Consider the following 12,166-nt stretch of genomic DNA (forward strand, 5'->3'; position numbering starts at 1 on the left):
CCTAGTACTACACGATGATCAGCATAGGTTTTCTGTTATAGCCGCTACGACGTAGTGGAGGATAAGATGGCATTAAGTGAAGCAGCAGTAAAAGTACAAGCCGCGTTATTAGAACGTGGACTTGAAACCCCAATGCTCCCAAGCGTTTACAGCAGTGAAGAACGTAAAGACAAGATTGAACATCATATGAAAGAAATCCTGACATTAATGTCATTGGATCTGTCAGACGATAGCCTTGCCGATACGCCGCGCCGCATTGCTAAAATGTACGTCGATGAAATCTTCTCCGGCTTAGATTATGCGAACTTCCCTAAGATAACTGTGATCGACAATAAGATGGGCTTCGATGAAATGGTGCGAGTGCAAGACATTAGCCTTACCAGCACCTGCGAACATCATTTAGTGACGATCGATGGCACTGCGACCATAGCTTATCTACCACGCAAAAAAATCATTGGTTTATCAAAGATTAACCGTATTGTGCGTTTCTTTGCCCAACGTCCACAAGTGCAAGAGCGTTTGACTCAGCAAGTGTTAGTCGCGCTGCAAACCTTACTCGAAACCAAAGACGTTGCCGTTAAAATGGATGCCGTGCATTACTGTGTCAAATCCCGTGGAGTGATGGACTCCACCAGTTCGACCACTACCACAGCGCTGGGCGGCATTTTCAAATCTAACCCCGCGACCCGCGCCGAGTTTTTGCACCAGTCTAAATAAAAGTATTGAAACTTAACGTGATTTAAAGCGTGCCTAAATCAATAGCAATCAATACAACTCAATAAAAAAACGCTGCGATTCCTTCTAAAGAATCGCAGCGTTTTTTGTTTTTATACCCACTCAATCAAACCCTTCTCAACCTAGCTAAGATCAATGCTGGCTGATTAACTAATTTCACCAAGCCAGCAATAGCCGCTTGCTCAATACAAGCTGCCAAACACTAGACTTAAATCCCGTATTGCTCGCGGTACTGGCTCACGGCGGCAAGTTGCACTTCCATCCCTGGTTTTTCAGACAAATAACTGATTAGGTCGGCGAGTTTAATAATTGCTACTATTCCGCAGCCAAAATCACGCTCAACTTCTTGGATGGCCGATAACTCGCCCTTGCCTTTCTCTTGCCTGTCTAAAGCAATCAACACACCCGCTAATTGTGCCTTATGGGCTTCGATGATTTCCATCGACTCACGAATCGCAGTACCCGCAGTGATCACGTCATCGACGAGCATCACGCGGCCTTTCAGCTCGCTACCGACTAAGCTGCCACCTTCACCGTGATCTTTTTTCTCTTTGCGATTAAAGCAGTAAGGAATGTCAATATCGTGATGCTCACACAGGGCAACGGCCGTAGTCGTAGCAATCGGAATACCTTTGTAAGCAGGGCCAAACAGCAAGTCGTAATCAATGCCAGAGTCCACTAACGCAGCGGCATAAAAACGACCTAAACGCGCTAAGTCACGGCCAGTATTGAACAAACCCGCATTGAAGAAATAAGGACTGATACGGCCCGATTTAAGGGTAAATTCGCCAAATCGCAACACCTGACGTTCTAGGGCAAATTCAATAAACTCACGTTGATAAGCTTTCACAATATCTCCTTACGACTTTGTATTTTATTGGTTTTTTATTATGGGGAATTTTTATTCGGTACAGAGCTTGCACTACACTAGCATCTTGCTGCAGATAAAAAGCTGCAGTTAATAAAAAGCCCCGCACTCTATAACATGACGGGGCTTTTTCATCTCCACACTATTAGTTCAGTGCGGCTTTCTGCACATCGACGATTTCACGAATACTGTTCTTCGCCAATGCCAACAGTTCGAGTAATTCTTCGTGGCTGAATGGCTCGCCTTCGGCGGTGCCTTGAATTTCGATGATCTTGCCCGTTTCAGTCATTACGACGTTCATGTCAGTTTCAGCGGCGCTGTCTTCGATATATTCTAGATCGCTTATCGCTTCACCCTTGTAAATACCTACGCTGACAGCAGCGATAAGGAATTTCAGCGGGTTAGATTTAATGATGCCTTTACCACGCGCCCAGTTCAACGCATCCACTAAGGCCACACAGGCGCCAGTGATAGAGGCAGTGCGCGTGCCACCATCAGCTTGGATCACATCACAGTCGATCACGATAGTGTTTTCGCCTAGGGCTTTCATATCCACACAGGCGCGTAGAGCACGACCGATAAGACGTTGAATTTCTTGCGTACGGCCAGATTGCTTACCGCGAGCGGCTTCACGATCCATACGGCTATGGGTCGAACGTGGCAACATGCCGTATTCAGCCGTTACCCAGCCTTGACCCTGACCTTTAAGGAAACGTGGCACACCTTCAGTAAAACTGGCGGTACAAAGCACTTTCGTTTCGCCAAATTCCACTAACACAGAACCTTCGGCATGGGCCGTAAACTGGCGAGTGATAGTGATGGGACGAGTTTGTGCTGGCGTTCTGTTACTTGGACGCATGCGAGATTCCTGTATTCTGAGTCATTGACCGATTTTGGCTGCATATTATAAGGGCTTGAGCCTTAGGATGCCATGCTTAGGGTGATTCTCTGGCAAACTCATCTAGGCAAAGTACCCATTAACTTGCAGTCTTATACTGTATGCCTTTAATCCTAAACCCATTGACTCTATAATCGCCTCTCATTATGACGATTAAACCATTAGGACAACCCATGATCCAAAGCATGACAGCCTACGCTCGCATCGAGCACAAAGCACAATGGGGCACTGCCTCCTGGGAAATTCGCTCAGTCAATCAACGTTATCTCGAAACTTACCTACGTTTACCCGAGCAATTCCGCAGCTTCGAACCCGTACTGCGCGACCGCCTACGTAAACGCTTAAGCCGCGGCAAAGTTGAAGTCAATCTGCGCTACGAACTGGCAGACAACAGCAATAACGAGCTGCAGTTGAATCAAGCGCTAGCAAAACAGCTATTAGGCGCCGCCACTTGGCTCAAGCAAGAAGCGGGACAAGGCGATGTCAATCTTACCGACATCCTACGCTGGCCGGGCGTGCTAGCGAGCGGTGAACAAGATATGGATGCGATCGGCGCCGATCTGATGACAGCCTTCGATTCAGCCATAGATCAATTCATCGAAGCCCGTGGCCGTGAAGGCGAAGCCATCAAAGACATGCTGCTAAGTCGCTTAGATGGCGTGAGCGAGCAAATCGCCGTCGTACGCGAGCACATGCCTACTGTGATGCTATATCAACGCGAAAAGCTCACCAACCGCCTTGCAGAAATCAAAGGTGAACTCGACCCAGCCCGCATCGAGCAAGAAATGGTGCTACTGGCACAGAAACAAGATGTGGCCGAAGAAATGGATCGCCTCGAAGCGCATGTGGCCGAAGCCCGCCGCATCCTCAAAAAAGGCGGCAGCGAAGGTCGCCGTTTAGATTTTATGATGCAAGAATTTAACCGCGAATCGAACACGCTCGCCTCTAAATCCATCAGCACTGAGATCACCTCAGCCGCAGTGGAACTTAAAGTTCTTATCGAGCAAATGCGCGAGCAGATCCAAAACGTTGAGTAATGATAGTTAACGCGTTTTAGATACCAAAAAGCCCTTAATGTAAGGGCTGTTTGTATTTTATGGCACTGAGGGAATATCAGTTAAAGCACTCACTCTCAGCCAAACCTATCGAGTGCGAAGTGCTGAGCTAGGCTCAGTGAACAATCGTTTACGGTAATAAGATTTTTTGCAGCTCTTGGTGCGAGCTCACTTGATAGTGCGGGGCGATACCGGCGGGTACATCGTGGCCGTGGACGTTATACCAACAAGTATGAATACCTGCATTGATACCGCCTTGGATATCTGAATGCGGGTTATCGCCGACCATGAGCACAGCATCGCGATCAGGATGGTCCATGAGTTCGAAGGCGTGCTCGAAGATGCCCACATCAGGTTTGGCTATGCCGACTTTTTCTGAAATCACTAAAATATCAAAATGATGCTGTAATCCTGTACGCTCTAATCGCACGGTTTGGAGCTCAGTGAAACCGTTAGTGATGATACCTAATTTGGCTTTGCCTTGGAGCGCGGCTAATAACTCGCGAGCACCGGGTAGCGGCGAACAAATTTCGGCCATTGCTGATAAAAAGGCACTATTGAGCGTCATGGCCGTGACAGATAATTTGGCAGCCCAAGGTTCGAAACGTATGGTTTGCAACTCGGCGGCAGTTATCTTGCCATCTTGATAATCAACCCAAAGTGGTTTGTTAACTAACTGATACTCGTCAAAATCGGCTTGGGTAAAATCGACCCCAAACTCACTAAACATCAACTTAAGCCCTTTTAAGGCATCGAAATAAAATAAGGTTTCATCGGCATCGAACAAAATCCATTGGTAAGGCAAGGACATAGGAACTCTCTTTCTGACAAAATAGCTAAGACCCATCCCATGCCGTTCAGTGGCATAGAGAATGGTACATCGGCGATTGCGGCAACACTGTGGCTAACTACCTAGCAGTAATCAAGATAAGCGATAAACATGAGCGATGAGTGTGAAAATAACTAGGCTTCACAGTCGACACCCGCAATCAGCAAGTGCATTAGTCTACCTTGCATCAAGGGCGATGATAACCACGATAATAAAAACTGACTGTTGAGGTATCATCAACAATAATGGCAGGGGAACGCGATAATCTAAGGACACCATGGAGCACTTTTCAGCACTACCTATCTTTGTCACTGTAGTGGAATGCGGTAGCTTTTCGCTGGCCAGTGAAAAGCTTGGACTGAGTAAATCGGCGGTGAGTAAACGCATTACTCTATTAGAACAAAGTCTGGGTATTCAACTTTTGCACCGTACCACTCGCAGCTTAAGTCTTACCGAAGCGGGCGCCCGCTATTTTGACTATGTTCGCCCTGCCGTTAAACTCGCAGAGGAAGGGTTGGATGCCATTTCTGAGCTACAACAAGCGCCTCAGGGCAATCTGCGCATCGCTGTCCCTATGGTATTTGGTCGCTTGCATATCGCCCCTTTAATCCCTGAGTTTTTGCGCCGTTACCCGAAAATACAGCTACAAATGCAGATGGATGATAAGACAACCGATTTAATTGCTGGCGGATTTGACCTGGCAATTCGTATCGGCGAACTGCCAGATTCAAGCCTGATTGCCCGTAAAATCGCCCCTTGTTTAAGTGTCATTTGCGCCTCGGCCGAGTATCTTGCGCGCCACGCTGCGCCACACACGCCGCAGCAACTCAGCCAACATAACTGTTTGTTCTACTCATATTTTCGTGATGGTGTTGAATGGACCTTCTTAAGCCCGCAGGGCACTACGCGCATCCAGCCGAACGGTAACTATCAAGTCAACAATAGTGATGCTATCCACCAAGCCACGCTCGATGGTCTAGGCGTAGCCAACCTGCCCCGCTTCATGGTCGACGCCGACTTACAAGAAGGCCGCCTACAAGCCTTGCTCACAGACCATCCCCTCCCCGAACATGGCATTTACGCGGTTTATCCACAGCGAAAACATTTGCCGACTAAGGTGAGTGTATTGATTGAATTTTTGATGGAGAAGCTGGCGAGTGGCAAGTTAGGGTAAATTTTCACTTGTCAGTAATGAGGAAGGACAACTCTCTTTCACCCCTATGAAAAATAAACAATAGACCAGAGACCATCTGACTGACTCTCTCGATCGGCTGATAGCGGATCATTTGAACAATCCGATTTATGTTTTTAATCAATACTACACTTGCATTTTTAGCCCCTATTTATACGCTATAACGTATATAAACAAATTATACGCTGCAACGTCTTAAACATTAACTATACGCTGTAGCGTGTTAAGTTATGTTTATACTTTAAAGCGTATTGGGAAATAATGGGAATTCAAGATGAAGATCACCACAACCAAACAGCTTAGAGCTTATATACAAGATGTTCGCCAATCACAGGGACTCTCTCAGGCTAAAATTGGTGAGAAAATTGGCTTACGCCAAGACACTATTTCCAACTTCGAACAGAATCCCGACAGCACTAAACTTGATACATTTTTCAAACTCTTATCAGCCCTCGAACTCGAAATAGAACTCAAACCTCGCAACGCGAGTGACAGTGATACAGGCCCATCTAACAATAAACAATGGGCTCAGGAGTGGTAATGGCAGCACTTGACGTTTATATGAATGGCTTTCTAGTCGGTACTTTCTCTAAAGAAGATACTGGCGCTCACAGACTATCCGCAACGAAAATACCTCCCAACCAAAGTGACAGTATTGATTGAATTTTTGATTGAGTTCTTAGCAAAGAGATTAAGCAATTATTAGATAGGGTTAAGGATAAATACGGCTTTACATAATGGTTATAACGAACATAACCACACAGCCAAAACAGATTAATGAAAACACATTTAAACCAGATAAAACAGTTCGTTAAGCAAATACTTTAACTATACTTAACATCACTTAATGCGATGATTAAAGGCAGAAATATGAGTGCTTACCATCAAACATTTGGCTATGAATTTGATCTTGGCTTCGACCTAAGCTTATACCCATTTCTCATTGATAAAAGCTACCAAAATGACATGTGCCCCAGCTTTTATTTCAAACGAAAAAGCGACTACTTTATTCTTTGGGTAGACTATGCCGACCCCATTTGTCGCGAAGAAGATTATCCCCGCTACACCATCATTTCGGCCGTAAATGACGGCGACAACATACACCCAGAAATTCGTACCGCTTCTCAGCCAACACTACAGCTTGAATTCGAACAACCAAGTGAACTCATTGATTATCTAGAGCAGATAAAACAGCAACTGAATGCCAAAGTCGTTTCAATACGATAACCACGACATAAATGCCCGACTAACAAAAGAAAACTGTTTGATGTGACTCATAGTCCGTGGAACATAAAACAGCGATGACTGAAAATATAAGCCCACCAATACACTAGGTTTACATCATGGAATACCAATCATTTGGCCTGTATGAAGATAAATCGTGTAGACATACTATTCATAAATAATAGAAGCCACTAGAATACTAGAGGCTTTTATTAACACATGAGTATTATAAAGAAAAAATGCTATGATAATTAAAATATAGATTAAACATTATCATAATTTATACCCATATTTCTCTCGCATGGTTTTACGATAATCACCAACATCATATCCACATGTTGAAAGTAATTCTACAATTTTAACCACATACAACTCTAACTCATCTAGATTTGATTCAAGATAACAATCAACATCTAAACTTTCACTAAGCTTATGCAAAGCATCTTTCTTAAAATCTACATCAGTTTTCTTAGGAGCTATAATTCCTTTATTATCTACCAAGCCTAAAGTATCTGGCTTAATAACATCAACTTTTTCTATACCAAAAACAAATGAATGCATATCTAGCTCAGGATTAAACAAATCGACTGAATATTTAAAACTACTTTTCAGTGATATCTCACACCCACTCTTCAATGTTTCATCCACAAACCATAATACTAAACAAATTTGTAATAGTTGATTCAAAACTTTCTTATCATTTAAACTAGATAATGATGTAATTGAAGTTACATCTTTAAAAGCTTCGCCAAAACATTCTGCAAGAGCTAAAGAAATATTACCATCACGTTTTATTTCATCAATAAGCCCTTCAAACTTAGAAATAATACCAACTGATGCACTATCCTTATTCAACCTGGTTGTAATGCATAATAACCATGGTAATCCAATCACACGTTTCAGCTGATAATCTAAAAAATAATACATTGATGTTAATGTTTTCTCACTCAGCATATTATTACAAAAATCAAGATTAACAAAATGGTAATGACCAAAAGATTTAACTCGTTTCCATGCATCAGAGTCTAAGTTACCTAACGATTCAAAACTGAAATTTTCAACTTTTGATAACGGTGATACATTCTGATTATCCAAAAGTTTCGACATAGAAGCCTGCGCTCTTTGATAGTCGCTTAGATTATTTACAAAACCATGTACACTTAAAAATTTATTTTTAGCTCTGCTTGAATTTAACATACCATTTCTTAGATGGTTTACATCAAGTAAATCTCCACCTGGCAGTCCAAAATAGTTAATAGTATTAATGCCATTATATTGAGAAGCTTTTAACGTTCTAAGAAGATGCTCTAACCATTGTTTTTCTCTAATATATTGTTTTCTTGGTTTATGCCAAGGTTTGAAGTCATTACCAAGAAATGGTTCAACCTTTCCTGCTACATCCTCTAGCTTAAATATAGAGTCATCCGATTCAAAAAAATCCATTTTCAATTAATCCTCTAAACTTATTATTTTTATTAAGTCTAAAACTAAACTTTCTTGCCGCTCTAATGTTAGACTTTCTAGAAGATCATATGAGTCAAGTATTTGAAGAATTGCCTCAGAGCGCTTTACAATCTTATTTTTCTTTGACACGTTTTTATAAAATGGCCGAATTACTTCATCAAGCTTCTCACCCGAAACAAGATAATTATCATACTTATTTTCAAAATCACCACTACTATTCGTTTGTTTTCCACTAGCATCAACCATTACTAAAGATGAACGCTCAAATGGATCTTTTTGATTTAATAACAATGAGCTTTCAACTATATCTTCAATATTTTTTGTGAAGTCATCATCTGCAGATTTTAACCTATCAGCCCGAATTTCTTTCTTTGCCGTTTTGTACTTATTAACCACTTGCCTTATCGCACTATGTAACCACTTGGTTACAATTTGATAATGTGGATGCGCAATATTAAAAGATTCTCTATCGATATTTAGAGCAGAATCAAGGCCTTTTGAAACAAATATTTCCGCAGTTAATTGGCTTTTTATTGTATGCTCAGCAACTTGATGTTTCATAAAAGTTTCATCAAACAATATTCCCGATGCATTATTAATTCTAATCAATGAACCATTATGATCTTTCGGACTGATTTTTGGAGCCCATAGAATATAAGCTTCAATTTCGAGTTCACCTCCAGAATCTTTTTTATCAGCACTTGAAAGATTTGGACTATACTTCCCAAAAAATAAAATAGGTTTTTTGATTGCTGCTTTCGATTCCGGCAATCCTGTAAATTTCACTGGTCTATAAAGCTTAATTCCATCTATGACAACATTAAACTCATCTCTACTCTGATATTTCAGCCCTAAAACATCCCCGAAACTTCTATTGCTAGCTATATGGCGTGGAAACTCTTTAACTTGTCCCTTAGCTGTATTGCTAAGAATATATACATCGGAAATATCAGACAGAGTGTATGCAAATGGGTGCTTCTCTATGTACGCAAGTGGCACTGACAACCCCAGTGTCCATATCATATTAAGATAATTATCTAGAATAAAACCAAGTTTTGGACTTACAGCATTTTTTGTCTTTTCTAAAATCGCATCATATAATTTAGAAAATTTAATCTCAGGGAGCTCATCATCACCCCATGGCAAACTAGAGGTTCTATCTTTTTTAGCATCATAATTATATATACCTTCTGAGTCTTTAGATAAAAAACCGACATGGAAATCAGGAAGTATTGCTTTTGATGAATCTTCGCTAGTTCTTTCAGCATCTAGTTCATCTTCAATGTCCGAATCAGTTTCATGCTCTGTTTGCCCCCAAATATCAACGCTACGAAGCTGATCTTTTGCACTTTCCTTAATATTATATAATATTATGTCTGTGCCATGAGCATTAACATTTTCAGTACCTTCTTTCCAAATTTTAACTTCACCGGTTTGAAAACTTTTACCTCGTTCACCATTCGTCTCACTTAATTCCTCAATATTATCTTCAGAATAATTAAATAAATTAACTTTAGCACGTAGATAAAAATCAGTTCCACTTTGTTTAGTTATTATTTCAAAGTCTCTTGTTAATTGAGCAACACTAAAAAGACCTATTCCTATCTTACCTATTAACTTCCTTTTCTTCCTAAAACTTATAGAATTATCACTTCCATCTGTAACTTTTAAATCAATTCCTTTAGATGTTCTTTTAGCACTCCCTCCTATGTGACGCAACATATTAACAAGTGTACTAACTGACATACCATTTCCATCATCTCTTATGGTCATAGTATTAAATCTTGGCACATCGGTTTCAATATATACATTTTCCGCATCTGCATCATATGCATTTGATATAAGTTCGCGAATAGCTGAACCTGGCAATCGATAAATACCATCCGTTATACGTGCTAAGACTTTATCATCTGTTTCTAATTTGGTCTCTTGTACGAGTCCTTGCTCGATGTTAGTAACTAGTCTTGCTTCAAGTTCGACATCCATACTTGATTTCATTATAAAAACTCCCTTTCATTAAGCTCTGCGCAGCTCAAAAATGAGCATTCCTAAAACTTCACCCAATAAAGGTGGTACAGCATTTCCTACCTGAGTGTATCGAGGGCATTCCTGAGTACGTCTTTCCCCTCCAGTCGTGTATTTCCCCTTAAACTCAAAACTATCAGGAAACGATTGTATTCTGGCACTCTCTCTTACAGTTAATATTCTTGGTTCAGAATAATGCAGTAGATCATCAGGGAGTGTTGTTAACGTCTTGGATGGTGCATTAGGGTCTAGTACTGTTCGCGCTTGCTTCTTAGTACCTAGTAAAGTTTGCTCTGCTTTACTTAAAGCAATGCCAGGACGACACAACAACTGAGCACGGATAAAAGAATCTATTGTCGTCGCTTTATGTCTAGCAAGGCGTAAGCTATTAGGTTTTCGTTTACCCATCCCTTTTCGCATAAGCTTTTGATACGCAGTAAGAGACTGAGGCTGTATATAATCAAGCTTTTTAAACCCGCTAGCCAAACTGCCGGAATGATGTACAAGAGTTGCATTTGTTATTTCTAAATCACTGATCGCATGCTTCGCCGAAATCTCTGACAAAGGCAAACCATTACTCTTCAAAAATATCGGGCGAATATTTTCAAGTATATCGAAGGGATCAATCTGTGGTAAATCGTTCCGAATACCAATCATAATAAAGCGTACACGCTGCTGTGGTACACCAAATATTTTACTGTGAACATAATCGGTATAGACGTTATATCCAAGCTTTTCGAGCCTTGCTTTTACGACCATTGAATAAGGTTTTTTAGCCTTTTCACCCTGAGCATTAATAAATTTACTATTAAACCCGCGTACATTCTCAAGCACGAGATATTTAGGTTTAATAAGCTCAACCATCTTTATATATTCATTTGAGAGTTGATTGCGAGGGTCTTTAGGATTACGACGTCCAGCCATTGAAAAACCTTGGCAAGGTGGGCCTCCGGCAATTAAATCTACTTTGCCAGAGAGTAACGCTAATTGCTCACGGTAGTGCTCGAGTAGATCTTGAATGGTTGTTTCTTTTTTAGGTAACCATTCAGGCCAGTCAAAATGACCATGTTTGCTGTCGATAAGATTATGCCTGAAGGTATCAAACGCCATTGCATCTTTTTCAACTGCAAAAACTCCCTTCCAACCCGCCTTTCCTAAGCCAAGCGAAAAGCCACCACATCCAGAGAATAGGTCAATGTACGTCCCTGCATTCTTATCTAAATCTGCCATTAAAGCGGTAATCCAAGAAATTCAACACCTTAAAAAAGGTGGTTCTTATAGTAATTTATTTTTTGTTATCATACGCTAAAGGTATGTGTAGTCAAAAATTTGTACAAGAATTGATAAGGACGTATCTATGGCAATTGTTAGAGACTTAATTAAATTAGAAATGGAAAAACAAAGTACCCATAGCGAAGTAAAAGCTACATATTCGGTCGTGACAACAGAGGAAGGAACCTTCTTACAGATTGATACTTATGGTTCAACATCACGTGAAATTCTCGGAAAGAAAAGTCAGTCTATCCGTTTATCTAGAGATGCAATCACTCAATTAGTACAAATTATTAACGACAATAAATTAATTTAGTCATGTAGCGCTGCTCATCGTCCAACAGACTATCAATTGTATAACATATTGATTAATTGAAGATATACTGGAGTTTGCACTGACTCGCTATACTTATTGAAAATGCCGCCGAAAGCCTGAATGATTGTAGTCGAGCTAGCAGGGAAGCCACTTTGTAAACCAATAAGCGGCGTATCACTTAGATTATTGTACCGACTATTATCACCTCCCAAGATGAAGTGAACTCAGATCACTGAAATGACCTATTTCCCACTCGGCAATAAGCGTCTGGTACTGAGGTCGCCTGCG

The 12,166-nt window shown here is 41.1% G+C and carries 13 protein-coding genes; 7 read left to right on the top strand and 6 right to left on the bottom strand.

The genetic code is table 11. The annotated features are described in order from the left end of the window. The first annotated feature begins 66 nt into the window (after positions 1-66). A complete protein-coding gene (folE, locus tag L5M49_RS16845) occupies positions 67-717 on the top strand; it encodes a GTP cyclohydrolase I FolE (RefSeq protein ID WP_006079864.1) in 651 nt (216 codons plus the stop codon). A 226-nt stretch (positions 718-943) separates the two neighbouring features. On the opposite strand, the gene pyrE is transcribed toward folE, so the two are convergent. Together pyrE and rph are read right to left on the bottom strand one after the other, a co-directional pair. Next, positions 944-1,585 carry an orotate phosphoribosyltransferase gene (pyrE, locus tag L5M49_RS16850; protein WP_006079863.1) on the bottom strand — a complete coding sequence of 214 codons (642 nt, stop codon included), beginning with the start codon at positions 1,583-1,585 and terminating at the stop codon, positions 944-946. Positions 1,586-1,748: 163 nt separating this feature from the next. After that, positions 1,749-2,462 carry a ribonuclease PH gene (gene rph, locus L5M49_RS16855; protein ID WP_006079862.1) on the bottom strand — a complete coding sequence of 238 codons (714 nt, stop codon included), beginning with the start codon at positions 2,460-2,462 and terminating at the stop codon, positions 1,749-1,751. A gap of 212 nt (positions 2,463-2,674) precedes the next feature. On the opposite strand from rph, the gene L5M49_RS16860 reads away from it, so the two are divergent. Beyond that, entirely contained in the window at positions 2,675-3,538 is an 864-nt protein-coding gene (locus tag L5M49_RS16860; RefSeq protein WP_006086670.1) for a YicC/YloC family endoribonuclease, read from the top strand. Between the two features lie 148 nt (positions 3,539-3,686). On the opposite strand, the gene yjjG is transcribed toward L5M49_RS16860, so the two are convergent. Further along, positions 3,687-4,367, bottom strand: a complete 681-nt coding sequence (gene yjjG, locus L5M49_RS16865; RefSeq protein WP_263266485.1) for a pyrimidine 5'-nucleotidase — start codon at positions 4,365-4,367, stop codon at positions 3,687-3,689. A 295-nt stretch (positions 4,368-4,662) separates the two neighbouring features. On the opposite strand from yjjG, the gene L5M49_RS16870 reads away from it, so the two are divergent. The 4 genes from L5M49_RS16870 (at position 4,663) to L5M49_RS16885 (ending at position 6,804) form a co-directional block, all read left to right on the top strand. Further along, a complete protein-coding gene (locus tag L5M49_RS16870; RefSeq protein WP_263266486.1) occupies positions 4,663-5,559 on the top strand; it encodes a LysR family transcriptional regulator in 897 nt (298 codons plus the stop codon). A 292-nt stretch (positions 5,560-5,851) separates the two neighbouring features. Next, positions 5,852-6,118, top strand: a complete 267-nt coding sequence (locus L5M49_RS16875; protein ID WP_263266487.1) for a helix-turn-helix domain-containing protein — start codon at positions 5,852-5,854, stop codon at positions 6,116-6,118. Beyond that, positions 6,118-6,240, top strand: a complete 123-nt coding sequence (locus L5M49_RS16880; protein ID WP_263164420.1) for a hypothetical protein — start codon at positions 6,118-6,120, stop codon at positions 6,238-6,240. The genes L5M49_RS16875 and L5M49_RS16880 overlap by 1 nt, the downstream gene beginning before the upstream one ends. Positions 6,241-6,447: 207 nt before the next feature. Continuing rightward, positions 6,448-6,804 carry a hypothetical protein gene (locus L5M49_RS16885; RefSeq protein ID WP_263266488.1) on the top strand — a complete coding sequence of 119 codons (357 nt, stop codon included), beginning with the start codon at positions 6,448-6,450 and terminating at the stop codon, positions 6,802-6,804. Positions 6,805-7,074: 270 nt separating this feature from the next. Here the strand turns inward: L5M49_RS16885 and L5M49_RS16890 are convergent, their stop codons facing one another. Genes L5M49_RS16890 through L5M49_RS16900 form a run of 3 tightly spaced genes read right to left on the bottom strand, consistent with a single transcriptional unit; the run spans position 7,075 to position 11,520 of the window. Continuing rightward, positions 7,075-8,244, bottom strand: coding sequence for a PP_RS20740 family protein (locus tag L5M49_RS16890; protein WP_263266489.1), 1,170 nt, complete (start codon positions 8,242-8,244; stop codon positions 7,075-7,077). Positions 8,245-8,250: 6 nt separating this feature from the next. After that, entirely contained in the window at positions 8,251-10,263 is a 2,013-nt protein-coding gene (locus tag L5M49_RS16895; RefSeq protein ID WP_263266490.1) for an ATP-binding protein, read from the bottom strand. 18 nt (positions 10,264-10,281) lie between these two features. Further along, the gene (locus tag L5M49_RS16900; protein ID WP_263266491.1) at positions 10,282-11,520 is read right to left on the bottom strand and encodes a DNA cytosine methyltransferase; all 1,239 of its coding nucleotides are present in this window, start codon (positions 11,518-11,520) and stop codon (positions 10,282-10,284) included. A gap of 127 nt (positions 11,521-11,647) precedes the next feature. On the opposite strand from L5M49_RS16900, the gene L5M49_RS16905 reads away from it, so the two are divergent. Next, complete coding sequence (locus L5M49_RS16905) at positions 11,648-11,878, top strand: hypothetical protein (protein ID WP_219234689.1); 231 nt, start codon at positions 11,648-11,650, stop codon at positions 11,876-11,878. Positions 11,879-12,166: the final 288 nt, after the last annotated feature.

Origin of the sequence: Shewanella sp. SM74 (genome assembly GCF_025653725.1) — a bacterium.
GTDB classification, from domain to species: Bacteria; Pseudomonadota; Gammaproteobacteria; order Enterobacterales; family Shewanellaceae; genus Shewanella; species Shewanella oncorhynchi.